This window comes from Nocardia violaceofusca NBRC 14427 (assembly GCF_963869435.1).
Taxonomy (GTDB): Bacteria; Actinomycetota; Actinomycetes; order Mycobacteriales; family Mycobacteriaceae; genus Nocardia; species Nocardia aobensis.
Genome location: NZ_CAWMPM010000039.1, coordinates 1 through 24,886, shown reverse-complemented (window position 1 = coordinate 24,886; position 24,886 = coordinate 1). Strand labels below are relative to the sequence as shown.

Sequence of the window (24,886 nt, the reverse complement as noted above, 5' to 3'; positions counted from 1 at the left end):
CACCCGGTCGGCAGCGCGAGCCGCTGCGCGATGGTCGCTCACGCTGCCTCCTGTGGTCTGCCTTCGAAGGCCCTGATCAGCAGGCCTTCCAATCGGCGGGTGATGTAGTAGAACTTCTCGACCGCGTCGTCGCTGCCGACATCGAGCACGTGCACCCACGCGACCCCGGCCACCCGGTCCAGCTCGAGCACCATCGTGCCGGGGATCAGATTGAGCACGTCGGCGCACAGCACCAGCACCAGATCCGAGTCGATCGCGAGCCGCACCCGCAGCACGCCCGAAACCGGCGCACCGGCGGGGCGCACCGCGAACCACGCGATCTGCAAACTGGATTCGATCGCGTAATAGGCGGTGAGCATGATCAATTCGAGCAGCGGCAGCACCCGCAGCCCGCCGTTCACCGGAACCCGCGGCAGCGGCAGCAGCACCATGATCAGAATGCCGACCACCAGTCCGGCGAGCAGATTGGCGACGTTGGCATTACCCCACAGCGCGGTGTAGACGACGGCCAGCCAGATCAGCACGCCGATGCGAACCAGTCGATCCCGCGTCATCGGGTTCCTCCCGACTGCCACGTCTCCGGCGGGCCGAGCACGGTGCCCAGATACCGGTGCGGATCGTTGAGATCCTCGGCCGCGCGCCGGCAGATGCCCAGGATCGGCCCGGCGAACACCGTGAGCGCGAGCGCGACCACGATCAACGCCGCCGTCGGAGCCACCATCAGCCGGGGCATGCGACCGGGATCGACGCGGTCGTCGAACAGCACATCGGTGGATTCGTCGATGAGCGCCGAGGGAGCGGCATCGGCCAGCTCACCCTCCGGGGCCTGGACGCGCGGCCGCCAGAACGCCTTGCTCCACACCCGCGCCATGACGTACAGCGTGAGCAGACTTGTCGTCACCGCGCCGGCGATCAGCATCCAAGCCAGCACGCTCCCGTCGGCGGCTCCCGCCTGCAACAGCCGCACCTTGCCGATATATCCGGAAAACGGCGGAATACCACCGAGATTCAGCGCCGGAATACCGAACAGCAGGGCCAGCGCCGGGCTCGCCGCCAGCAAACCGCCCAACCGGCTCAGCGACGCCGATCCGGCCTGCCGCTCGATCAGGCCCACCACGAGGAACAGCGTGGTCTGGACCAGAATGTGATGCACCACGTAGAACACCGTGCCGGTGGTGCCGCCGACGGAATTCAGCCCCACCCCGAACATCAGATAGCCGATATGGCTCACCAGGGTGAACGACAGCAGACGCTTGATATCGCTCTGCGCGATCGCGCCCAGGATGCCGATCACCATGGTGAGCAGGCCGCACACCAGCAGCACATTGTCGAAGGTGCCGGCCGGCAGCAACAGCGAATGCACCCGGATGATCGCGTACACACCGACTTTCGTCAGCAGACCCGCGAAGACCGCCGTCACGGGTGCGGGCGCGGTCGGATACGAATCAGGCAGCCAGTTCGACAGCGGGAACACCGCGGCCTTGATGCCGAAAGCCACCAGTAGCACCGCGCAGATCGCGCCGCGCACACCCAGTGGCACCGTGCCCATCCGCACCGACATATCGGCCAGATTCAGCGTGCCCGTCGCCGCGTACGCCACCGCGATGCCGGTGAGGAAGATCAGCGACGACACCATCGACACCATCACATACGACACCCCGGCGCGGACCCGGTCGGCGCTCGCGCCCAGCGTGAGCAGGACGAACGAGGCGGCCAGCAGCACCTCGAATCCGACGAACAGATTGAACAGGTCACCGGCCAGGAAGGCGAGCGAAACGCCCGCGCTCAGAATCAGATACGTCGGCTGGAAGATCGAGGTCGGCTGGCGTTCGGTGCCGTCGCTGATACCCTGCCCGACCGCGAAGATCAACACCGCGAGCAGCACGATCGACGACACCAGCAGCATGCCCGCAGACAGCCGGTCGACCACCAGCGTGATGCCGATCGGCGTCTCCCAGCCGCCGACCTGCACCGCGCCCATGCCGTCGCGGTCGGCCAGGTACAGCAGCACCCCGGAGATCGCGACCACCGACGTCAGCGCCGCCACCGAAATCGCCTGCTGCACGCGCGCTTTACGGCCCACGATCAGGGTCGCGGCCGCGGTGAGCAGCGGAATCAGCACCGGGAGGGGGCAGAGCGCGGGGAGCAGACCGGGAGACGGGCTCATCGCTCGGGGTCCTCGCCCTCGCGCTTCGCCGCGACCTTCACGTCCTCGGGGTCGTCCTCGACCTGTTCCGTGGTGGTCAGCGCGAAGGCCCGATAGGCCAGGGCGAGAACGAATGCCGCCAAACCCATGGTGATGACGATCGAAGTGAGGATCATCGCCTGTGCGAGCGGATCGGCCGGATCGTGATGTCGCCGATCCGACTCGCCGAGTATCGGTGGCCGCCCGTCCGCACCGCTCATGGTGAGGATCAGCAGGTTCACCGCATTGCCGAACAGGATCAATCCCAGCAGCATCTTCGACACCGCGCGTTCGAGCACCAGATACACCCCGCAGGCGACCATGATCCCGATCAGGGCCAGCATGGTGATGTTCGCGCTCATCGCATCCCTCCCTTCGTCGAAGACGTCGTGCCGTCCAGGAATTCGATATCGAGGCGCGCGCCCAGACTGCGCAGCACATCCAGCACCAGACCCACCACGATCAGATACACGCCCAGGTCGAACAGCATCGCGGTGACGAATTTGATGTGCCCGAGTACCGGCAGCGTGACCTCGATGATGGCCGAGGACAGCGGTGGCGCGCCCAGCAGCAGCGATCCGGTCGCGGTGCCGGCCGACAGCACCAGCCCGGCGCCCAGCACATGTCCGGCGTCGACCGGCAGCGCCTCGGCCAGTTCGTAGCGGCCGCCGGCCAGATACCGCAGGACCAGCGCCAATCCGGCGGTGAGACCGCCCGCGAAACCGCCGCCCGGGGCGTTGTGCCCGGCGAAGAAGAAATACGCCGACAGCACCATGATGGTCGGGAACAGCATCCGGGTGGTCATCGCCATCACCATCGACCGGTCCCGCGGCGCGACCAGCGGACTGGCCCGCAACCAGTAGGACCGCTCCGGATCGGGGATGTAGCCGGGGGCCTCGGAGACGCGCGGCAGGGTGCCGAACCGGCGGCTGCGGAACATCAGCGAGGCGACACCGGTGGCCGCGACCACCAGTACCGAGATCTCGCCGAGGGTGTCCCACGCCCGGATGTCGACCAGCAGAACGTTCACCGCGTTCTTTCCGCCGCCGAAACTGTATGCCGCGGAAGGGATTCGATGCCAGATCGGTTCGGTGCTGCGGGCCGCGGTGGCGAACGCCGCCACGGTCACCACCGCGGCTCCGACGGCGACGGACAGGATGGCGCGGCGCACCTTGAACGCGGCGGTGCGGCTCGGTTCGATCTCGGCGGAGAACTTCCGCAGCACCAGCACGAAGATCACCAAAGTCAGTGTCTCGACCAGGAATTGGGTGAGGGCGAGGTCCGGCGCGCCGTGCAGGGCGAAGATCACACCGCAGCCGTAGCCGGTGACACCGACGAGCAGCACGCCGGCGAGCCGGTTGCGCATCACGGTGGCGCCCAGAGCCATTGCCGCCATCACCAACGCGATCACCAGCTGCAGTGACGAATCCCACGCCCGCACCGAGATGCGCGAACGCGCGCCGATGAACAACACGGCCAACGGCAGCGCCACGACCGTGGTCAGGATCAGGCCCTGATTCAGCGGCAGCGAACCACGCTGGGTGGCACCGGTCATGCGCAGGGACAGTTGATCCATCGCGCGCAGCACGGCGTCGTAGACCCGGTCGGCATTGCCGAGGCGCGGATTCACCGATTCGCCGATCCGGTCGCGGATCTCGAACAGCACCAGACCGCAGGCGATGGCGATCAGGGTGAGGGTGAGCGGGGTGCCCCAGCCGTGCCACAGCGCCAGATGCGCCTCCAGCGGTCCGAGTGTGCGGGCATAAGGCGAGAGCAGCCGGTCCATCCAGGGCGAGGCGAGACCGGCGGCCAGCGAGGCCGCGGCCAGTACGGCCGGCGGCGCGACGAACAGCGCACTCGGGCGATGCCAGGAGCGCTCCGGCTCGGGCACGCCCTCGACGGCGCGTTTCGTACCGAACGCACCCCAGACCATGCGCGCGCTGTAGCCGACGGTGAACATCGACCCGAGCACGATGCCGATCGCGACGGCGATCCGAACCGGCGCGCTCAGATTGCCCGCGTCCAGTTCCGCGGCGAAGGCGCTTTCCTTGCCGACGAAGCCGAACAGCGGCGGAATCGCGGCCATACTCAGCGCGGCGACCGTCGCGACCGCGCACAGAACCGGCGCGCGCCGGCCGACGCCGGAGAGCCGGCGCAGATCACGGGTGCCCGCGCTGTGATCGATGATGCCGACCACCATGAACAGACAACCCTTGAACAGCGCATGCGCGACCAGCAACGCCGCACCGGCCAGCGCCGCCTCCGGGGTTCCGGTGCCGACCAGTACCAGCAGGAATCCGAGCTGGCTCACCGTGCCGAACGCGAGCACCAGTTTCAGGTCGTAGACCTGCAGTGATCGGAGCCCGGCCAGCAGCATCGACAGGATGCCGAGCGTGAGCACGATCGGATGCCACACCGGGGCCTCGGACAGACCCGGGGCGAGACGCGCGACCAGGTAGATACCGGCCTTCACCATCGCGGCGGCGTGCAGATAGGCGCTCACCGGGGTGGGCGCGATCATCGCGCCGGGCAGCCAGAAGTGCAGCGGCACGATCGCCGATTTGCTCAGCGCGCCGATCAGGATCAGCACCACCGCCACGTTGGTCGACCAGTCGTGCGGATCGGCCCGCGCCACCACATCGGACAGCAGATAGCTGTCACAGCGCTGTGCGAGCAGCACCAGGCCGACCAGCATCGCCAGCCCGCCCGCGGCCGTGACCAGCAGCGCCTGCAATGCCGCGCGGCGGCCGGTGCTCTGTTCGGCGTGATGGCCCACCAGCAGGAACGACAGCACCGTGGTGAGTTCCCAGAAGGTGAACAGCACCAGCATGTTGTCGCTGACGACCAGCCCGAACATGGCCCCGGCGAAGGCCACCAGATAGCCGGCGAAGATACCCAGGCGCGATCGGTCGTCGTCGTCGAAATATTCGGCGCAATAGGCCAGTACCAGCGCGCCCACACCGAGGACCAGTACCGACATGATGGAGGCGAGGCTGTCCAGCCGCAGATCCCAATTCATGTGGATCTCCGGGGCCCAGGCGATCCGGACCTCGGCTTCGCTGTTCCAGTTCGCGATCACCCACACCAGCCCGGCCAGCGGGGCCAGCGCGATCGGGTAGAACCCGCGCCTTCCCCAAACGCGCACAGCGAGCGGTGCGAGCAGGGCGGCCGAAGCATGGGCTAGCAGGATGGCGAGCAAACGTCACTCCGTCGGTCGGCGGCGGGGTGGTGGCGCCCCGATCCTACTGCTGACTCCGGACTTCAGTGGCCACGGCCGGATCCGGCGCGGCCCGGAACGCGACCTTCCAGAGGCGATGGCTATATATCGGCTACCGATTCCGTGGTGGTCGGTTTGCGCCACGAGCGCAACGCCGCCAGGCTTGCCGCGCAGACGACGGTGATTCCCAGCGCGGTCCAGTAGGGCGCCGCCGAACTCATCGCCGAAGCCGGGCACAGGTACCACTGGCCGGGATCGGAGACGCATTGCGGCCGGTCGAGGTGATCGCGCAGGGCGGTGACCACCGACGGTACGAAGATGATCGCCACCCCGAGCACCCGGGTCGGGTTGTATCGCGGTGCGGCACTGCCGAAGCTGTAGCCGGCCACCGCCGCCAGCAGCCCGCTCAGCACCGCGGCCTGCACGCCACTGTGGATCCGATGCCCGGAGACCAGCGCGCAATACAGCGCCATCGCCGCCAACGTCGACATGGCGAGCATCGGCATCGGGCGCCGGAATCCCGCGACCAGTCCCAGTGCGATCAACACCACCAGAGGGGCCGCCGACCATATCGGCAGCCGGCCCGGGATCAGCGCTCCACCGACCGCCGACAATGCGACTGCCAGCAAGATCAAAACACCGTCGCGTCGCGGCAGCAGCACCGCCGCCAGCACGGCCGCGGCGACCGTCAGGGTCGCGGCGAAAGCGACACCTCCGGTGCCGTCGGCGTGCCGGGAAAGCCATTCCGCACTGAACACCCGGCCGATCACGAAGATCAGTCCCGCGATGATCGGCGCCATGGGTAATTCGACCGAGCGGCGTTCCACCGTGTCCTGCTTGCGATTGACGACCATGCCGACGATCACGAGCACGAGTGTGACCACGATCAGCCACAGCGGCGGCAGCGTCGTCGTCGACCAGCCCGGCGCGCTCACCACCCCGTCCCGCACGGTGCCCGTCGAGGTCGAGCCGAGCTGGCCGAAGACCACCGCGGCGAGCGCGCCCAGGGTCCAGCCGAACACCTGGAACCAGCCGCGCAGCACCGCCACCGCGATACCGCCGAGCAGAATTCCGCCCGCGAGCGCTTCCAGATAATTCAATGTGGCCGGCGCGATGCTCTGATCGCCGGTTTCGGCCAGCAGGTGGGCGAGGAACATGGTCACCACGCCGCACAGCGCCGTACCCCAGGCGACCAGGGCGTGGTTGACGGTGGTGGCGAAAACCGCGACGATCAGCGCCACGATGGCGCCGACGGCGATCGCCCGCGGCTGGCTGGCGGCGAGCATATCCAGTTGCAGCACCGAGGTCTGCGAGGTCCAGCGAAAGCCGTTGGGGAGCATCAACGACAGCCCGGCGACCAGGGTGGCCAGGGCCGCCGTGATCATCTCCAGAACCGCGTGGTGCGTGCGCACCAGCCGAAAATACCTGCGAACCGGGTCGAACCGGGGCAGACCTGCCGGATCGGGCGCGCCGGTGGGCAGGCCGGCGCGCGACGGATCAGGTGGTCGCGCGCTTGCCGGCGTACTGCCGCAGTGATTCGACCTGATCGGCGTCGAGTGAGGGCCGCACACTGCCGCGGGCCGTCGCCAGATCCTCCGCGCCGATGGCGGCGGCATCCACATCGCGGCGCATCGCGGCCATCGCGGCCTCGCGCAGCAGTGCCGCGCAATCGGCCGCGGAATAGCCGTCCAGGTCGGCGGCCAATGCGGCGAGATCAACGTCCTCACCCAGCGGCACCGAACGACTCGCGGTGCGCAGGATGTCGGTGCGCGCGGCGGCGTCCGGCGGCGGGACGAAGACCAACCGCTCCAGCCGCCCCGGACGCAGCAGCGCGGGATCGATCAGCTCGGGTCGGTTGGTTGCCCCGACGACCACCACATCGCGCAGCGGCTCCACGCCGTCCAGCTCGGTGAGCAGGGCCGCGACCACGCGGTCACCGACGCCGGAGTCGGTGCTCTGCCCGCGCCGCGGGGCGAGGGCGTCGATCTCGTCGAGGAAGATCAGCGAAGGGGCGGAGTCGCGGGCCCGCTGGAACAGTTCGCGCACCGCGCGTTCGGAGGAACCGACCCATTTGTCCATCAATTCGGCGCCCTTCACCGCATGCACGCTGAGCTGCCCACTTCCGGCCAGCGCGCGCACCAGGAAGGTCTTACCGCAGCCGGGCGGTCCGTACAGCAGCACTCCGCGCGGCGGGTCGATGCCCAGGCGCGCGAACGAATCCGGATGCCGCAGCGGCCACAACACCGCCTCGGTGAGCGCCTGTTTGGTTTCGGTCATGTCGCCGACGTCGTCGAGGCTCAGGCTGCCGATCGCGAGTTCTTCCGTACCCGACCGTGAGAGCGGCCGGATCACCTCCAGCGCGCCGACCAGATCCGCCTGGGTCAGCACGGGGTCGGTGTGATCGTGGCTGGCCCGTGAGGCCGCCCGCAATGCCGCCTCCCGGCACAGCGCCGCGAGGTCGGATACGACGAAACCCGGTGTGCGAGAAGCGATCACGTCGAGATCGAGATCTTCGGTGGGTACCTTGCGCAGCAGTTGCTGGAGCAGTTCCGCCCGGACCGCCGCGGTCGGCAGTGTCAGCGCCACCTCACGGTCGCAGAGATCCGGTGCGCGCAGCCGGCTGTCGACCGCCGCGGGCCGGGAGGTGGTGGCCAGGAAGGCCACGCCGGCGGTGGCCACCGCGGCACGCAGCTGATCGAGAATGAGCGTCGCCACCGGCTCCGGCTGCTCCGGAAGCAGTGCGTCGATATCGGTGATCAGCAGGACTCCGCCTGCGCCGGAACATATTTCCGAAACCGCGAGGCCGACCTCGCGCAACCGGGTGCCACTCTCGGACGCGCCGACCGTAGGGCCGTCCAGTTCCACGATGCGCCGCGGTGTCGACACCGCCCGTGCCAGAGTCGCCTTACCGGCGCCCGCGGGCCCGGTGATGAGCACGCCCAGATGCGGCGGGGCCCCGAGGGTCCGCAGGAGTTCCGGTTCGTCGAGCGCCAGGCTCAGCCATTCCGACAGTTTCGCCGCCGGCGCGCGCACCCCCGCCAGATCCGCGACGGGAACGGCCGACGGACGCTCCCGCACCAGCATCCGGCTGCCGGGACGATTCGGCGCCAGCGCGCCCCGGGGATCGTGCGAGGCATCCGCCGCCGGCGCCGCCGCGCCCCACACCACCGCACTGTTGGGCTGCACACTGACCGGCCCGCCGGTGGGATCGGTGGTGGTCACGGTCAGCAGTTCGGAGGTCCACGCGATCGCGAAGGTGCGCGAAAGCGCTTGTGTCGCAGCGGCGGAACTGGTTCCCGGGCCTAGGTCCCGGGGCAGCAGCGAGACCGCGTCACCCACGGTGACGACCTTGCCGAGCAGCGCCTGCCGCAGCGTGGATTCCGCGATCGCGCCCATCGCCGCGGCCGAGCCGGTCACCGAGATGTGCCGGGCCCCGTACACCGTCACGGGGGCCACGACGACCGCGCTGTCCTCGCGCACCCCGGCATTGGACAGCGTCACATCGTCGAGCAGGGCGACTCCGGCGGGTGTCTCGTCGGGCGCCCGGCCGACCACCGCGGCCGTGCGCCGGGAACCGATCACGCTGATCCCGTCCCACTCCCGCAATCCGAGCGCCGCGAGCGCTTCGGAATGCAAGCGGACCACGCCCCGGCGGGCATCGGCGGCCGAGCGGTTGAGTCGGGCGGTCAGCGACAATTCAGGCACGCCTGCCATTCTGCCCGCGGCGGGCGGCAGTCGTCTGTGCCCGCGGTCCCGGCAGCGGCCGCAGGGATGGAGCTCGCCGGGTCAGCGTCCGCCCGGCCGGCGCAGCCGCAACCGCGCCGACGATTCGCGAATGCCAGGCGGCCGCCGCAGCCGCAACCGGGCGCCCTCGCCGATCGGCGGAATCCGCCGGGCCGCACGCCGTTGCGCGCGGCGTTCGGCCGGCTTGTGATGCCAGGTCTCCGGCCGGGCCGCCACCCAGCGCTGCGAGCGCCACGCGAACGGAATGTGCACGAGGTACAGCCCGACCAGCACCATCAGCAGGATCAGCGGATAGGTGATCAGCGCGGCCCCGGCCAGCGCGACCAGCACCAGCAGCAGTGCCGCCGCCTGCGGCGCCACCGACACCGACTTCATCGCCAGCGTCGGGATCGTGCTGACGGCGAGCAGGGCCGCGAAGACGGTCCACGCCGCCACCACCGGGAAGTTGTTCCACCATCCCTCGCCGAACTGGCTGTGCAGCGCGATCGGCAGCAGCGCGATCAACGCCGCCGCCGGCGCGGGGACGCCGGTGAAGTATTCGCGCTCCCAGTCGGGCCGGGTGTCGTCGTCCATGATCGTGTTGAACCGGGCCAGGCGCAGCACGAGGCTCACCGTGTAGATCAGCGCGATGATCCAGCCCGCGCTGTCCTGGCGCAGGAAGGTCACATACAGCACCAGGGCCGGGGCGACGCCGAAGGAGATGGCATCGGCCAGCGAATCCAGTTCGGCGCCGATCTTGGTGGTCGCCGACAGCATCCGGGCCAGCCGGCCGTCGAGGGTGTCGAGGACGGCGGCCGCGCCGATCATCGCCAGGGCGATGTCGAGCGAGCCGTCGAGTGCGAATTTCACCGCCGACAGTCCGGCACACAGCGCCAGGATCGTCACGATGCTCGGCAGCAGGCGGATCGTGCGGCGGCGGCGACCCGGTTCGGTCACGGTGTTCTCGATCATGGCAGCAGTTCGGCCAGCACCGTTTCCGCGCCGATCGTGCGCTGCCCGGGCTCGACCAGCAGCCGGGTGCCGACCGGGAAGTAGGTGTCGACCCGCGAGCCGAACCGGATCAGACCGTAGGTTTCGCCGATGCTCAGCGCGTCGCCGGCCTTGGCGTCGCAGACGATGCGGCGGGCCAGCAGTCCGGCGATCTGCACGACCGTCACCAGCTGACCGGAGGCGGTCTCGAGCACCATGCTGTTGCGCTCGTTCACCGAACTGGCCGCCGGCAGATCCGCCGAGCGGAACTGGCCGCGCTGGTAGGCGATGGTGCGCACGGTGCCCGAGACCGGGGTGCGCTGCACGTGCACGTCGAGCACCGACAGGAAGATGCTCACCCGGGGCAGCGGGGTGTCGCCGAGATTCAGTTCGGCCGGCGGCACCGCGGTGTCGACGAGCGCGATCTCACCGTCGGCCGGGGCGACGACGATATTCGCCCGATTCGGCGGCACCCGGTGCGGATGCCGGAAGAAGGCCGCCGACGCCGCGGCCGCGGTGAGTCCGGTGCGGCGCAGCCAGCGCCGGCGCCGCCCGCCGAGGACCGCCACCGCCAGCGGCGCGGCCACGAAGGGCAGGCCGGCGGGATGCAGCGGCGGAATCGCTGCTTTGACCAGGTCGGCGACATGACCGAGCCCGGTACGTTCGGGCGTACCGGGCGGGGTGGGGCGGCGGGCCACGGACTCCTCTTTCGTGCGCGGATGACATTCGGTCCGCAGAGCATCCGCCGACCGCGCTCACACCTTACGGGACACCGCATCACCGTGGCGTGGTCCCGAGCGGGTGCACTCGCCGCCCGTGCCGTCAGCGGGCGGCTTTGCGTCCCGTGGCCAGCCGCACCAGCCACAGCAGGATCACCGCTCCGCCCAGGCAGGTGAGGAAGCTGAAGAAAAATCCGCCGCTGTGTACGTCGACGCCGAACAGTCGCAGGATGAAGCCACCGATCAGGCCGCCGACGACGCCCACGACGATATTGAGCAGGATGCCCTGCTGGGCGTCGGTGCCCATGATCTTGCTGGCGATCCAGCCCGCCAGGCCGCCGATGATGATCCAGCCGATGATTCCGAGACCGAGCATCATGTCCTCCAGGGAAACTCGTCGGAAATTGCTGTCTCCGCCTCGCCACGGTTCGGTATCGGAACCAGTCTGCGAGCCGGTTCTACACGAATCGATTGTGACAATACCCACCCTGGGGATTAGCATTCCTACTAATATGAGGGGGCCTCATGTCTACGCGTCGGTTCACGAACCACGAGCGCGTCGGCCCCGGGGCCCGATGAAGGAATGTTCGATACGCGGGTGGCGCCCGGACCGGAACCGTCTTCCGGTTCTCCGGCCCGCCGGCAGGTACATAGGAGATGCGCGATGGCTGCTCGACTCGCCCAAGTCACCGGGGTGGAGCACACGGCGATGCTCGGGCTCGGTGTGTACCGCCCCGCCCGGGTCGTGACCAACGACGAAGTCGCCGGACCGATCGAGTCCAGCGACGAATGGATTCGCACCCGCTCGGGCATCCGGACCCGGCGGTTCGCCTCCGAATCCGAAACCATCATCGCCATGAGCGCCGCCGCCGCGCGCGATGCCATCGCGGCCGCGGGAATCACCGCCGAGCAGGTCGACTGCGTCATCGTCGCGACCTCGACCTGGCTGCTGCTCACTCCGGCGGCCGCTCCGCAGATCGCCACCGAGCTCGGGATGAACAATCCGGCCGCATTCGACATCTCCGCCGGGTGCGCGGGCTTCTGTCATGCGCTGGGCCTGGCATCGGATCTGGTCAAGGGCGGCACCGCGGGCCATGTGCTGGTGATCGGCGTCGAACGGCTCACGGACACGTTCAACCCGGCCGACCGCGGCACCGCCTTCCTGTTCGCCGACGGCGCGGGCGCGGTGATCGTCGGCCCGTCCGACGAACCCGGCATCGGCCCGACCGTCTGGGGTTCCGACGGCGAGCAGCATCACGCCATCCGCCAGGACAAGGACTGGATGGAGTTCTTCCGGGAGATCGACGAGAAGGGCACCGACGCCGTCCGCCCGTATCTGGCGATGGAGGGCACCGCGGTCTTCCGCTGGGCCGCCCATTCGCTGAAGAAGGTCTGCCTGGACGCGATCGAGCGCGCGGGCCTGACCCCCGGCGATATCGACGCGATGGTTCCGCACCAGGCCAACGGCCGCATCATCGAGATCATGGCGCGTGAGCTGAAGCTGTCGGCCAATTGCGCACTGGCCAACGACATCGAGGAGACCGGCAACACCTCGGCCGCCTCGGTTCCGCTGGCCATGGAGGCGATGCTGCGTTCGGGTGAGAGCAAACCCGGTGCGGCGGCGCTGCTGGTCGCCTTCGGCGCGGGCCTGTCCTACGCCGCGCAGGTGGCGAAACTGCCCAACTGGCAGTAGGCGTCCGGCCGGCGCGCGTCAGCCCATGATCCAGGTGACCGTCACGGTGAAGGTCACCGTCTGCTGACCGGGTTCCAAAGGGACGTCGGGGCTGGCGAATTGGGCCTTGGCCTGGGGCGGGGTCGATTCCCCGCTGCTGGTCTCGTTGATGGTCTTCACGTCCTTCAACTTCAGGCCCGACAGCACCGCGTACTGGTCGGCGCGGGCCTTGGCGTCGGCGAAGGCGCCGGCTCGCGCGTCGGCGAGCAGTTTCGAATTGTCGTCGAGCGCGAACGAGACGCCGCGGATGCGGGTGTCGTTACCGCCGGCCTGCACCGCGGACGACAGGACGGCCGAGGCCTTGGGCAGATCGCGGACCACCACGTGCACGGTGTTGGTCGCGGTGTAGCCGGTGACGTTGTGGTCGGGCCCGTACTGCGGCTGCACCGACACATCGGTCGTGCGGATGTCCTCGCGTTTCGCGCCCGCGTTCACCATCGCGTCGGTGATCGCCTTCGCCTTGCCGTTCGCGTTCGCGATGGCGGTGGACACGTCGGGGGCGGTGACTTCGACACCCACGTCGGCGTTCAGGGTGTCCGGCGCTCCGCGCACCTGACCGGTGCCGACCACCGTCACCTCGCGCGAGGTCCCCGAATCCGAACTGCCACAACCACTCAGCAGCACGGTGGTCCCCGCGAGCACCGCCATTACGCTCGCAACCCGTCGCATACCGGGCAAACTACGCGGCCGAACCCGGCCCCGCTCGCGGGCGCGCCGAATCAGCGCTCGGCCGCGACCTTGATCTTGCCGAGGGTTTCGTTCATCCCCGCGACCAGATCGGCCTCGAACTGCTGCTCGCCGCCGAGAAGTGCGTCGATCATCAGCCGCACCGGCTTGCGCACCCCGTTCGGAACGTCGCGCCGCTCGGTCACGCGGGTGCCCGCCGCGGTGGGTTCGAGGGTGTAGCTCCACACGGTGGCGTTCTCGTTCATCCGGAACGCGAAGGCCTGGTCGGGCTCGTACCGCACGATGCGCGAGGTGGTCGGGTAGTACTTGCGGCCGACCTTGTTGAGATTCACCGTCCACGTGCCGGCGCGGGGCGTGCCCAGCGGAATCATCTTCAGCGTGGTGGGGCTGAATTCCGGCATCCGTCCCAGATCGGAGACGACCGCCCACACCTTGTCCGGCGTGGCGGAGATGTCGATGGTGGCTTCCAGGGTGTTCGGCAACGCTGCCTCCGAGATCGTGACGGGCGTGGTTATGACGGTCGGTAACGGTAATCCTAGACACGGCAACCGGACCCGCGACTATGTGAGGGAGGCCACTTTTCTGTTGAAGATCAACTAGGTCACATTCTGATGTGATCCGTTTCGCCGGCCGTAATGACCGACGCACAATGGCGGATAGACAACTACGGCAGGCAACGAAGCAACAGACCGGAGCGCACGCTTCTACGTCCCTGTGAGGTGATCGGCCGTGAATATTCGAACCATCCTCCATCGCCGGCAGGCGGAATCGGTTCCGTTACTTCCCGATTCGGAATCCGGGCCGCTGGCCGCGGCCTTTCGCAACCACGGCCGGCGATCGCGCCGCAACCTGGCCGAGCGGGAGGAAAGGCTCGAACGTTTGCTGACGCCGAGCGAACTCGACCTCGTCGAACACCGCCTGGTGTGATCGATGTGGTGCCCGTAGCGAACACTCTGGGCAACGCGCCCGCCGGGCGCTCATACTTTTCGATGTGACTTCACCAGCTGCCGTCAAACCGGTAATCCTCAGTGTCGACGACGACCCCGGCGTCTCCCGGGCCGTGGTGCGCGACCTGCGGCGGCGGTACGGAGCCGACTATCGCATCATGCGCGCGGAATCCGGTGCCTCGGCACTGGACGTCCTGCGCGAACTGAAATTGCGCGGCCAGCCGGTCGCGGTACTGATCGCCGATTATCGAATGCCGGGAATGGACGGCATCCAATTCCTGGAGCACGCGATCGATCTGCACCCCTATGCGCGCCGGGTGCTGCTCACCGCGTATGCCGACACCAACGCCGCCATCGACGCCATCAATGTGGTCGACCTCGACCACTATCTGCTCAAACCGTGGGATCCGCCGGAGGAGAAGTTGTATCCGGTGGTCGACGCGCTGCTGGAATCGTGGCGTGGCGACGACCGCCGCCCGGTGCACGAGACGAAGGTGATCGGGCACCGCTGGTCGGCTCGCAGTTCCGAGGTGCGCGAATTCCTCGCCCGCAATCAGCTGCCGTATCGGTGGTATCTGGCCGACGATCCGGAGGGCCAACGTCTGCTCGAGGCCGCCGGGGCCGACGCCGAGCAGTGCCCGGTGGTGATCGATCCGAGCGGCAACGTGCTGTTGTCCCCGTCGGACAGCGAACTCGCCGGCTGCGTGGGCCTGAGCACCGATCCGAGTGGTGAGTTCTACGACCTGATCGTGGTCGGCGGCGGCCCCGCCGGGCTCGGTGCGGCCGTGTACGGCGCCTCCGAAGGTCTGCGCACGGTGCTGGTGGAGCGGACCGCGACCGGCGGACAGGCCGGGCAGAGCTCGCGGATCGAGAACTACCTGGGCTTTCCCGACGGGCTTTCGGGCGCCCAGCTGGCCGACCGCGCGCGGCGGCAGGCGGTGAAATTCGGCGCCGAACTGATCACCGCCCGGGAAGTGGTCGGTCTCGAGGCGTGTGGTTCCGCGCGGCGGGTGCTCTTCTCCGACGGGTCCTGCGTCAGCGCCCACTCCGTACTGATCGCCACCGGCGTCAACTACCGCCACCACCCCGCCCCCGGAGTGGACGACTTCACCGGCCGCGGCGTCTACTACGGCTCCGCGATGACCGAGGCGGCCGACTGCGCCGAACGCGAGGTCTACATCGTCGGCGGGGCGAATTCGGCCGGGCAGGCGGCGGTATTCCTGTCCCGGCACGCCTGCACGGTGCACATCCTGGTGCGCGGCAGTTCGCTGGACCAGTCGATGTCGCACTATCTGATCCAGCAGATCGAGGCCGTCCCGAATATCAAGGTGCACACCAACACCGAGGTGGTGTCCGCCGACGGCAGCGATCATCTGGAACGAATCGTGTTGCGCAACAACGCGACCGGCGCCGAGGACAAGGTCGACGCCGAACGGCTGTTCCTGTTCATCGGCGCGGCGCCCGAAACTGACTGGCTGGACGGACTGGTCGTCCGCGACGAATTCGGCTACGTCCTGGCCGGACCGGACCTGATGGTCGAGGGGTCCCGGCCGGCGGGCTGGGAGCTGCCCCGTCCGCCCCATCATCTCGAAACCAGCATTCCGGGCGTCTTCGTCGCCGGCGATGTGCGTTCCGAATCGGCGAAGCGGGTCGCGTCCGCGGTCGGTGAGGGCGCGATGGCGGTCATGCTGGTCCACCGATACCTCGCGAAACAATAGGAGGCGCAACATGAGTGACAGCGGCCGTACCGTCACCGGCTCCCGGACCCTGTGTGATCCGGCGGAATTGCGCACCCTGTTCCTGTTCGAGAAGCTCGACGACGAGCAACTGGCCTGGCTCTGCCGGGAGGGCCGGGTCGAATACTTCGAGCCGGGGCCGGTCTATCGCGAGGGCGAGCCCGCGACCTGCTTCTACGTCCTGATGGACGGTGAGGTGGTGCTCTCGAAACTGTCCGCGGGCGAGGACCTCGAACTCGTTCGCACCGATCATCGCGGCTCGTATGCCGGCGCGTGGACGGCGTATATGGGCGAGCGTGCCGACCAGAACTACACCGGCTCGCTGACGGTGACGAAGCCGTCGAAATTCTTCGTCCTGGACGCGGGGACCTTCGCCCGGATGATGCAGGAATGGTTCCCGATGGCCCTGCATCTGCTGGAGGGCGTGTTCTTCGGCAACCGCAATACCAACGAGATCATCGGCCGGCGGGAGCGACTGCTGGCCTTGGGTTCGCTGTCGGCCGGACTCACGCACGAGTTGAACAATCCCGCGGCGGCCGCGGTGCGGGCCACCTCCTCGCTGCGGGATCGGGTCGCCGGTATGCGGCACAAGCTGAAGATGATGGCGCACGGCAAATTCGACTCCGCCGCGCTCGAGGCGCTGGTGCAGCTCCAGGAGGAGGCGGCCACCCAGGTGGCCAAGGCGCCGACCCTGACCGCGATGGAGGCCGCCGACCGCGAGGACGAACTCGGCGACTGGCTCGCCGATCACAACATCGCCAACGGATGGGATCTGGCCCCGAATTTCGTCCAGGCCGGCTTCGACATCGATTGGCTGGAGAAGGTCGCGGGCACTCTCGAACATTGCGACGACGGAGTGTTCGAAGGTGCGATCCGGTGGTTGAACTACACCGTCGAAACCGAACTGCTGATGAACGAGATCACCGATTCGACCGGTCGCATCTCCTCGCTCGTGCATGCGGCCAAGCAGTATTCGCAGATGGATCGGGCGCCGTTCCAGGTGGTCGACATCCACGAACTGCTCGACAGCACGCTGGTGATGCTGGCCCGCAAGATCGGCGACGACATCTCCGTGGTCAAGGAGTACGACCGGGCGCTGCCCGAAGTTCCTTGCTACGCAGCGGAACTGAACCAGGTGTGGACCAACCTCATCGACAACGCGGTGGCGGCGATGAACGGATCCGGCACGCTCACGGTGCGGACCTATCGCGAAAACGACTGTGCCGCAGTGGAGATCGGCGATACCGGCCCGGGCGTCCCGGAAGCGTTGCGGGATCGGATCTTCGAGCCCTTCTTCACCACGAAACCCGTCGGTGAGGGCACCGGACTCGGCCTCGACATCTCGTTCCGCATCGTGGTGAACAAACACGGCGGCGATATCCGGGTCGAGTCCACGCCGGGCGACACCCGATTCATCGTCCGGTTGCCGCTGGAGGCGGCCTCCGGACGTGGTTCGGGCACCGCTGCCGCCGAATCGTAAGGGCCGCAATTCGATCCGAACTCCACGGTAAGGCCGGGGTTTTCAATCGCCGATGTGGCCGGTACGCTGCGAGCCGCGCCGGAGGCATCCGGCGCGCGCCGGAGGAGATTCGGCGTTGCCGGACCACTCGGGGGTTACGCACGAGATGAAACGACTGACCGTGACGGCCGTCGCCCTGGGCGCGCTGACCGTCGCCCTCACCGGCTGCGGCGGCGACGACCATTCGTCCGCCGATGCCAACGGCCTGCGCAGAAACGGTTCGGCCGTCGCGACCTCGGCCCCCGCCCCCGCGTCGACGACCCCCGTACCGGCGCCGCCGACCGAGGCGCCCGGCACCACCGCGCATCCGGAGAATTCCGGCCTGGGCCCGGCCTCGGCGACCACCTGCGACGAGTTCCGCAAACTCGATATCGAGGGTGAGAAGTCACTGATGGACCGCATTCTCGCGGAGAACCCCGGCTCGAAGTTCGACGGCAGCCCGAATGTGGCGCTGGGGACCGCGAAGCTGGTGTGCCTGTCCAAGAGTGAGGCCGACAAGCCGGTCGCGGTCGCCATCGGAATGGTGACGGAATAACACCCGCGCCCGGCGTGTGCTGGGCTTTTAGGTGATCCATACGAGATCGGCAAGTGCTGTGGCGCAGCGTGTCCGCATGCGCCGCGGCAGATGCGGCGCTCGAGCCGGGGAGATCTCGTGAAGAAATTCGTCGTCGCCGCGCTGTCGTCGGCCGCCCTCGCCGTCACCCTGACTGCCTGCGCCCACGACGAGGAGAAGACCTGCTGTGCCGCGCCCGCCAGTTCGGCCACCGTGACTCCGGCGCCCTCCGACGACGGCTCGGGCCTGCGCCGCAATACGTCGCCGAGTCCGGCGGCGCCGCCGACCAGCGAGTCTGCGCGGCCGCGCATCACCCTGCCGCACATCACCTGGCCGAAACGCGACCCGGGTGCCGGTGGCGAGTAATCTCGCCCCCGACTACGGGCCTGCACTGGAGGGCACAGCGGATGGACGATACGGGTCTGGCCGAATTCCAACGCCATCGTTCCCGCCTGTTCGCACTCGCCTATCGCATGCTCGGCTCGGCGAGCGAGGCCGAGGACGCCGTCCAGGAGACCTATCTGCGCTGGGAGGCCGCCGAGCGTGCCGGGATCCGGTCCGCCGAGGCCTGGCTGACCACGGTCGTGGTGAATCTGTGCCGGAGCTGGCTGGAGTCCGCGCGCTCACGCCGTGAGACCTATGTCGGCCCGTGGCTGCCGGAGCCGGTGCCCACCGGCGGGGGCGAACTCGGTCCGATGGAATCCGCGGAGCAGCGTGAACTGGTCTCGCTGGCGGTGTTGACGCTGCTGGAACGGTTGTCGCCCGCCGAACGCGCCGTTTTCGTCCTGCGCGAGGCGTTCGGTTACTCGCATCGCGAGATCGCCGAGATGCTCGAGCTGTCCGAGGCGAATTCGCAGCAGCTGTATCGCCGCGCCCGCCTGCACGTCCGTAGCGAACACACCCGGTTCGACGCCGAACCCGCCCGTGCCCGGGAACTGTTCCAGCGTTTCCTCGTCGCCGCCCGGGCGGGCGATATCGGCGCCCTGGAACAGATGTTCACCGCCGATATCGTGTCGGTCGCCGACGGTGGCGGCAAGATGAGCGCGGCTCGCCGGCCCGTCGTCGGGGCGGGCCGGGTGGCGCGCTATCTGGCCGGTCTGTTCCACCGCGAGGTCGAGGATCTCGAACTGAGCATGGAGGAGGTCAACGGCGCACCGGCCGCTGTGGCCCGGGTGCGCGGCGAGCTGCTGTTGATCGGCGCGGCCGATGTGGCCGACGAGCGGATCTCGGCGATCCGGATCCTGGTCAATCCCGACAAACTCGCGTACTTCGGTCGCTTCCCGGCGCCGGCGGGAGCAGAACGCCTGGGGTAGTGACGCGGAACACGGCCGATCGTTGTCAGGGATCGGCGGGCTGTCCGGTCTGAAGGGTGTCGGCCTCGAGAAGGAGTCACCCATGAGCGCACATCACACCGCATCCCATCGAATCCTCGTGCTGGGTGCCGGCTATGCCGGCCTGGCCGCGGCGGGCAGACTCTGCAAGTCCCGCGGCGCGCAGATCACGGTCGTCGACAGCCGTGCGGAAATGGTCGAGCGGGTGCGACTGCATCAGCTCGCGGCCGGGCAGACGATCGCGCGCCGGGATCTGCGAACCATGCTGGAACGCAGGGGCGCCCACTTCGTCCGCGGCTGGGTCACGACGATAGATACTGCGGCACAAGAGGTTTCGCTGTCCGACGGTTCCGTGCTGGGTTACGAGACGCTGGTGTACACGCTCGGCAGTGCCGCGGATGTCGACAGCGTTGCCGGCGTGCGGGATTACGCCCATCCGGTGGCGACCCCGGAGGACATCGCCGCGCTGCCGCCGCTGCGTGGCCGCGTCGCGGTGGTGGGCGCCGGGGCGACCGGTATCGAGACCGCGGCCGAACTCGCCGAATCGCATCCGGAATTGCCGGTGGCGCTGGTGAGTTCGGAACAGCCCGGCTTCTGGCTCTCCGAGCGCGCGCAGCGGCATATCGCCGCCACCCTGGAGCGGCTCGGTGTCGAGGTACACGCGGGCGCCAAGGTGGTCGAGGTCGCGGCGGACGGCGCGCGGCTCGCCGGTGGCGGGCGCGTCGAGGCCGAAATCATCTTGTGGACAACAGGTTTCACCACCAGTGATCTTGCCGCCCGCGCCGGCTTGGCAGTCGATGCGCGGGGCCGGGTCCTGGTGGACGCCACGCTGCGCACCTCCGATCCGCACGTGTACGCCGCCGGTGACTGCGCCGCGATCGCCGGACCGGGCGGCCGCGAACTACGGATGGCCTGTGCGACGGCGCTGCCGACCGGATCCCATGCCGCGCGGTCGGCCCTGGCCCGGATGCGCGGTGCGGAACCGGACGAGCTGCGTTTCCGCTACGTCCTGCAATGCATCAGCCTCGGGCGTCGCGACGCGGTGGTGCAGTTCGTCCGCGCCGACGACGCCCCGACCCCGCGCGCCCTCACCGGCCGTCCGGCGGCGGTGGTGAAGGAGATGATCGTGCGCGGCGCGGCGATGCAGGCGCGTCCGTGACATGTCGTCAACTCATGGTTGACCCGAGTGAATGAGTCAACCTAAAGTTGACGCATGACCGAACGTATCCGTCTCGACGATCTGATCGATGGCATCAAACTCGCCCGGCCCGACGACGTCCTGGAACAACTCTCCGACGCCGTGGTGGTCGCCGGGCACATGAGCGAAGTGGCCGATCACCTGATCGGCCACTTCGTCGACCAGGCCCGCCGTTCGGGCGCCTCCTGGACCGATATCGGCCAGAGCATGGGCGTCTCCAAACAGGCCGCGCAGAAGCGTTTCGTGCCGAAGCCGGGTGATCCCGCGATGGATCCGAATGCCGGGTTCGCACGCTTCACGCCCCGTGCGCGCAATGTCGTGATGGCGTCCATGGAGGAGGCTCGGCGCGCGGGCAATCCGGAGATCCAGCCCGAACACCTGGTGCTCGGACTGCTCGGTGAGCCGGACAGCCTGGCGGCGCATGCCATCGTCGCCAAGGGGATCTCGCTGGACGCGGTGCGCCGGGTCGCGACGGCGGCGCTGCCGGCGGCGGTGGACGAGGTCCCCGCCCTCATCCCGTACACCGCGACCGCGCGCAAGACGCTGGAGTTGACCTTCCGGGAGGCGCTCCGGCTCGGCCACAACTACATCGGCACCGAACATCTGCTGCTCGCACTGCTCGAGCAGGAGGACGGAAGCGGTGTGCTGTCGGGGCTGGGCTTGACCAAGGCGGATATCGAGCGCGATCTCGTCGCCCAGCTCGCCCAGTTCATGCCGCCGAATCCGGTGGACGCGCCGCGGCCGCCGGCCGCATCGGCGCCACCCACGCCACCCACTCCGCCGAGCCCGCCCGCTCCGCCGCAGCCGCCCGCCGCGCCGATTGCCTGATCGGTGCTCGCCGGCATCCGGATTCGGCACGCCGGCGCGGTTGTCGCAGACGGGTCCGACACGACCGTCGCGTCGGACCGGTTCGCCGGTTTCGCCGATCCGCCCAGGCCGCGCCCGGTTCGGGGGCGGTCGCGGCGGACATGATCACTCGCCGATACAGCTGTGTAGTTGTGGGGCTGATGAGGTGATCGGTGGTCCGGATACGATATTGCTATGGCGGATGGATCGGATTCCGACCTGATCGCGGGGGAACTACGCGCAGACCTGCTGCGCGCGCTGTCCTATGTCGAAACCGAGGACGGCCCGGACGGCAGCTACATCGTCAACGGCGATCTGCCGCCCGAGGTGGCGCCCCCGTTCATCCGGGCGATCATGCGAATCGAGGCGGAACTGCTGCTTCACGACGCCGAACAGGTGACCGTGGAACGCGGCGAGCCGCGCAGTCCGGAGGAGCGGCGCACCGACGCCTTCGTCGCCCTGGCGCTGAGAGTCACCGACGATACGTGAGCGCGCCGACCCTGATACCGCGCCGTCCAGCCGATATCGCCGATTGCGAACGATGCGGCCGTCGGATCCGTAACCTTGCACTCGGTACCGTCGAGTGCTAGAAAGGTCCTGGCACTCTCGACCAGTGAGTGCTAGGTCGGGCAGGTGAGACCGGGTTCCCAGACACCCTCGGTCGTCCGTCGCGGGCACCGTACCTGGCCAGCGTAATGGGGCGATCCAACCTGCGGTCGCTCTGTGTGTCAGCCCCATATACATGTGGAGGATCTCAACGCAATGGCCAAGACAATTGCGTACGACGAAGAGGCCCGTCGCGGTCTCGAGCGGGGACTGAACAGCCTCGCCGACGCGGTCAAGGTGACGCTGGGCCCCAAGGGTCGCAACGTTGTCCTGGAGAAGAAGTGGGGCGCCCCCACGATCACCAACGATGGCGTGTCCATCGCCAAGGAGATCGAGCTGGAGGACCCCTACGAGAAGATCGGCGCCGAGCTGGTCAAAGAGGTCGCCAAGAAGACCGACGATGTCGCCGGTGACGGCACCACCACCGCAACCGTGCTCGCCCAGGCGCTGGTGCGCGAGGGCCTGCGCAACGTCGCGGCCGGTGCGAACCCGCTGGGCCTGAAGCGCGGCATCGAGAAGGCCGTCGAGGCCGTCACCGCCAAGCTGCTCGACACCGCCAAGGAGGTCGAGACCAAGGAGCAGATCGCTGCCACCGCGGCCATCTCCGCCGGCGACGCGTCCATCGGTGAGCTGATCGCCGAGGCCATGGACAAGGTCGGCAAGGAAGGCGTCATCACCGTCGAGGAGAGCAACACCTTCGGCCTCCAGCTGGAGCTGACCGAGGGTATGCGCTTCGACAAGGGCTACATCTCGGGCTACTTCGTCACCGACGCCGAGCGTCAGGAAGCGGTCCTCGAGGACCCGTACATCCTGCTCGTCGGTTCGAAGGTCTCGACCGTCAAGGACCTGCTGCCGCTGCTGGAGAAGGTCATCCAGGCCGGTAAGCCGCTGCTGATCATCGCCGAGGACGTCGAGGGCGAGGCCCTGTCGACCCTGGTCGTGAACAAGATCCGCGGCACCTTCAAGTCCGTCGCCGTCAAGGCCCCGGGCTTCGGCGACCGCCGCAAGGCGCAGCTGGCCGACATCGCCATCCTGACCGGTGGCGAGGTCATCAGCGAAGAGGTCGGCCTGAACCTGGAGACCGCCACCGTCGACCTGCTGGGCACCGCCCGCAAGGTCGTGGTGACCAAGGACGAGACCACCATCGTCGACGGTGCCGGTGATGCCGACGCCATCGCGGGTCGCGTCGCCCAGATCCGCACCGAGATCGAGAACTCGGACTCGGATTACGACCGTGAGAAGCTGCAGGAGCGCCTGGCCAAGCTGGCCGGCGGTGTTGCGGTGATCAAGGCCGGCGCTGCCACCGAGGTGGAGCTCAAGGAGCGCAAGCACCGCATCGAGGACGCGGTGCGCAACGCCAAGGCCGCCGTCGAAGAGGGCATCGTCCCCGGTGGTGGTGTGGCGCTGCTGCAGGCCGGCCCGGCGCTGGACGACCTGAAGCTGACCGGTGACGAGGCGACCGGTGCGAACATCGTGAAGGTGGCGCTGGCCGCGCCGCTGAAGCAGATCGCCTTCAACGCCGGCCTCGAGCCCGGCGTGGTCGCCGAGAAGGTCGCCAACCTGCCGACCGGCCAGGGCCTCAACGCCGACTCCGGCGAGTACGAGGACCTGCTGGCCGCCGGTGTGGCCGACCCGGTCAAGGTCACCCGCTCGGCGCTGCAGAACGCCGCGTCGATCGCCGCGCTGTTCCTCACCACCGAGGCCGTCGTGGCCGACAAGCCGGAGAAGGCCGCCGCTCCCGTCGGCGACCCGACCGGTGGCATGGGCGGCATGGACTTCTGAGTCCTGCCTTCCCGCAACACCTTTCGAACCGGTAGCCGGTCCGCCTCCGGGCGGGCCGGCTACCGGCGTTTCGGCGGACCTGCCGTCGCCGGGCTCGGTCACGGGCCCCGGCCCGGTTAGCGCTTTTCAGTCATATTTCCCCTAACCCCTGCTGCTGCAAGGGCTTTCGATGCCCCGGGACTGGACAACCGGCGTTGTGGAACGCACTCTTTTCGGTTGGCTTCATCCGGGAGCCTTCGATAGGGGAAACAGAAATGTTCTCAACGGGCAAGCTTGCCCTGAGTTTCGTCGCGGCGTCCGCGACGGTCTTCGTCGTCGCCGGGACCGGTTCCGCGGCCGCGGAGCGTGGAGCGGACGGCCACTACTACGGCGCGATGGCCATTTCCGACGCGAACGACGACGGCTGGACCATCGGAATCGCCCTCAATGCCCCCGACCAGGCGACGGCCGACGCGGGCGCCCTGGAGCAGTGCTCCTCGCACGGTGAGCAGGGGTGCGCGACCATCGTGCGCTTCGTCGACGGGTGTGGTGCCATCGCCCGGCGCGACGACATCCACACCGGCGGCACGGGCGCCACCCTCCAAGACGCCGAGCGCAACGCGATCGCAGCCCTCGGCCCCGGACATCCGCCGACCCTGAGTTCGGACGGTTCGGGACCGGCGGTCATCTCCGTCTCTCGCTGTAACGGCTGATCTCCAGCCGCAATCGTCGCGTATCCCGACGCGCATCCCGAATTGCGATCGGAAGCCGGTCCCGCACCCACGGCGGACCGGCTTCCGGCATTTCGGAACGAGCGCCGGCCGGCGGCGGGAATTTCTCGCCGCGGGCCGATGTTGTGAAAGTCGTTGCGGTCGCATCCGAGGTGCGTCGTTAGGCCGGATGACCAGGCGATTTGACTTCGAATGCGGTTGGCACGTAACTTATTCCAGGTCAGAGCGACACGGACACCGACCCGGAGCCGAAAGGCCCGGGACAACGAGGTCGGACGAGGAGCGCCTGACAATCACACTGGTTCGGTAAGAGGAACCCCGATTTGGTCGGGAGCTTCTGGCTGAGCTAAGCTGTAAAAGTTGCCCAACCGATCGACCGGGAAGTTTCTCGCGAGATTGCTGGTG

At 68.4% G+C, this 24,886-nt stretch carries 23 protein-coding genes; 12 read left to right on the top strand and 11 right to left on the bottom strand.

All coding sequences use genetic code 11. The features are described 5' to 3' along the window. Positions 1–38 precede the first annotated feature (38 nt). The 9 genes from AC5592_RS28975 to AC5592_RS28935 all read right to left on the bottom strand — a co-directional run bounded on the left by AC5592_RS28975 (position 39) and on the right by AC5592_RS28935 (position 11,210). Entirely contained in the window at positions 39–554 is a 516-nt protein-coding gene (locus tag AC5592_RS28975; RefSeq protein ID WP_063066052.1) for a Na+/H+ antiporter subunit E, read from the bottom strand. Then, positions 551–2,167, bottom strand: coding sequence for a Na+/H+ antiporter subunit D (locus AC5592_RS28970; RefSeq protein ID WP_036506291.1), 1,617 nt, complete (start codon positions 2,165–2,167; stop codon positions 551–553). The genes AC5592_RS28975 and AC5592_RS28970 overlap by 4 nt, the downstream gene beginning before the upstream one ends. Then, entirely contained in the window at positions 2,164–2,547 is a 384-nt protein-coding gene (locus tag AC5592_RS28965) for a Na(+)/H(+) antiporter subunit C (RefSeq protein ID WP_036506385.1), read from the bottom strand. The genes AC5592_RS28970 and AC5592_RS28965 overlap by 4 nt, the downstream gene beginning before the upstream one ends. Beyond that, entirely contained in the window at positions 2,544–5,384 is a 2,841-nt protein-coding gene (locus tag AC5592_RS28960; protein WP_063066051.1) for a Na+/H+ antiporter subunit A, read from the bottom strand. The genes AC5592_RS28965 and AC5592_RS28960 overlap by 4 nt, the downstream gene beginning before the upstream one ends. 119 nt (positions 5,385–5,503) lie before the next feature. Next, positions 5,504–6,814 (bottom strand): hypothetical protein, encoded by a 1,311-nt coding sequence (locus tag AC5592_RS28955; RefSeq protein ID WP_063066050.1) that lies wholly within the window; start codon positions 6,812–6,814, stop codon positions 5,504–5,506. A gap of 85 nt (positions 6,815–6,899) precedes the next feature. Further along, the gene (locus tag AC5592_RS28950; RefSeq protein WP_232329597.1) at positions 6,900–9,107 is read right to left on the bottom strand and encodes an AAA family ATPase; all 2,208 of its coding nucleotides are present in this window, start codon (positions 9,105–9,107) and stop codon (positions 6,900–6,902) included. Positions 9,108–9,188: 81 nt separating this feature from the next. After that, entirely contained in the window at positions 9,189–10,097 is a 909-nt protein-coding gene (locus AC5592_RS28945; protein ID WP_051025225.1) for a CDP-alcohol phosphatidyltransferase family protein, read from the bottom strand. Further along, positions 10,094–10,813, bottom strand: coding sequence for a phosphatidylserine decarboxylase (locus AC5592_RS28940; protein WP_063066048.1), 720 nt, complete (start codon positions 10,811–10,813; stop codon positions 10,094–10,096). Before AC5592_RS28940 ends, AC5592_RS28945 begins: the two co-directional genes overlap by 4 nt. A gap of 124 nt (positions 10,814–10,937) precedes the next feature. Then, positions 10,938–11,210, bottom strand: a complete 273-nt coding sequence (locus AC5592_RS28935) for a GlsB/YeaQ/YmgE family stress response membrane protein (RefSeq protein ID WP_063066080.1) — start codon at positions 11,208–11,210, stop codon at positions 10,938–10,940. Between the two features lie 288 nt (positions 11,211–11,498). Between AC5592_RS28935 and AC5592_RS28930 the strand changes: the two genes are divergently transcribed. Then, on the top strand, positions 11,499–12,527 hold the full coding sequence (locus AC5592_RS28930; RefSeq protein WP_036506225.1) for a beta-ketoacyl-ACP synthase III: 1,029 nt from the start codon (positions 11,499–11,501) through the stop codon (positions 12,525–12,527). 18 nt (positions 12,528–12,545) lie between these two features. Here the strand turns inward: AC5592_RS28930 and AC5592_RS28925 are convergent, their stop codons facing one another. Both AC5592_RS28925 and AC5592_RS28920 read right to left on the bottom strand, forming a co-directional pair. Beyond that, positions 12,546–13,235: an SIMPL domain-containing protein gene (locus AC5592_RS28925; RefSeq protein WP_063066047.1), complete on the bottom strand. Its 690-nt coding sequence runs from the start codon at positions 13,233–13,235 to the stop codon at positions 12,546–12,548. 50 nt (positions 13,236–13,285) lie between these two features. Next, positions 13,286–13,735, bottom strand: a complete 450-nt coding sequence (locus AC5592_RS28920; protein WP_063066046.1) for an SRPBCC family protein — start codon at positions 13,733–13,735, stop codon at positions 13,286–13,288. 247 nt (positions 13,736–13,982) lie between these two features. Here AC5592_RS28920 and AC5592_RS28915 point away from each other — a divergent pair, with 247 nt between their 5' ends. From AC5592_RS28915 to AC5592_RS28865, 11 genes are all read left to right on the top strand, one after another. Further along, on the top strand, positions 13,983–14,180 hold the full coding sequence (locus AC5592_RS28915) for a hypothetical protein (protein ID WP_036506220.1): 198 nt from the start codon (positions 13,983–13,985) through the stop codon (positions 14,178–14,180). 64 nt (positions 14,181–14,244) lie between these two features. Further along, entirely contained in the window at positions 14,245–15,918 is a 1,674-nt protein-coding gene (locus AC5592_RS28910; RefSeq protein WP_036506218.1) for an NAD(P)/FAD-dependent oxidoreductase, read from the top strand. A 10-nt stretch (positions 15,919–15,928) separates the two neighbouring features. Further along, the gene (locus AC5592_RS28905; RefSeq protein ID WP_036506216.1) at positions 15,929–17,416 is read left to right on the top strand and encodes an ATP-binding protein; all 1,488 of its coding nucleotides are present in this window, start codon (positions 15,929–15,931) and stop codon (positions 17,414–17,416) included. Between the two features lie 145 nt (positions 17,417–17,561). Continuing rightward, positions 17,562–17,990, top strand: a complete 429-nt coding sequence (locus tag AC5592_RS28900; protein WP_036506214.1) for a hypothetical protein — start codon at positions 17,562–17,564, stop codon at positions 17,988–17,990. Positions 17,991–18,107: 117 nt separating this feature from the next. Next, positions 18,108–18,374: a hypothetical protein gene (locus AC5592_RS28895; RefSeq protein WP_157122298.1), complete on the top strand. Its 267-nt coding sequence runs from the start codon at positions 18,108–18,110 to the stop codon at positions 18,372–18,374. Positions 18,375–18,415: 41 nt separating this feature from the next. Next, positions 18,416–19,321, top strand: a complete 906-nt coding sequence (locus tag AC5592_RS28890; protein ID WP_063066044.1) for an RNA polymerase sigma-70 factor — start codon at positions 18,416–18,418, stop codon at positions 19,319–19,321. An 82-nt stretch (positions 19,322–19,403) separates the two neighbouring features. Further along, the gene (locus AC5592_RS28885; protein WP_063066043.1) at positions 19,404–20,498 is read left to right on the top strand and encodes an NAD(P)/FAD-dependent oxidoreductase; all 1,095 of its coding nucleotides are present in this window, start codon (positions 19,404–19,406) and stop codon (positions 20,496–20,498) included. A 54-nt stretch (positions 20,499–20,552) separates the two neighbouring features. Then, positions 20,553–21,365, top strand: coding sequence for a Clp protease N-terminal domain-containing protein (locus tag AC5592_RS28880; RefSeq protein WP_084507362.1), 813 nt, complete (start codon positions 20,553–20,555; stop codon positions 21,363–21,365). A gap of 213 nt (positions 21,366–21,578) precedes the next feature. Beyond that, positions 21,579–21,872, top strand: coding sequence for a hypothetical protein (locus tag AC5592_RS28875; protein ID WP_030516558.1), 294 nt, complete (start codon positions 21,579–21,581; stop codon positions 21,870–21,872). A gap of 273 nt (positions 21,873–22,145) precedes the next feature. Beyond that, positions 22,146–23,771, top strand: a complete 1,626-nt coding sequence (groL, locus tag AC5592_RS28870) for a chaperonin GroEL (protein WP_036506233.1) — start codon at positions 22,146–22,148, stop codon at positions 23,769–23,771. A gap of 254 nt (positions 23,772–24,025) precedes the next feature. Then, positions 24,026–24,463: a DUF4189 domain-containing protein gene (locus AC5592_RS28865; RefSeq protein WP_051025223.1), complete on the top strand. Its 438-nt coding sequence runs from the start codon at positions 24,026–24,028 to the stop codon at positions 24,461–24,463. Positions 24,464–24,886: the final 423 nt, after the last annotated feature.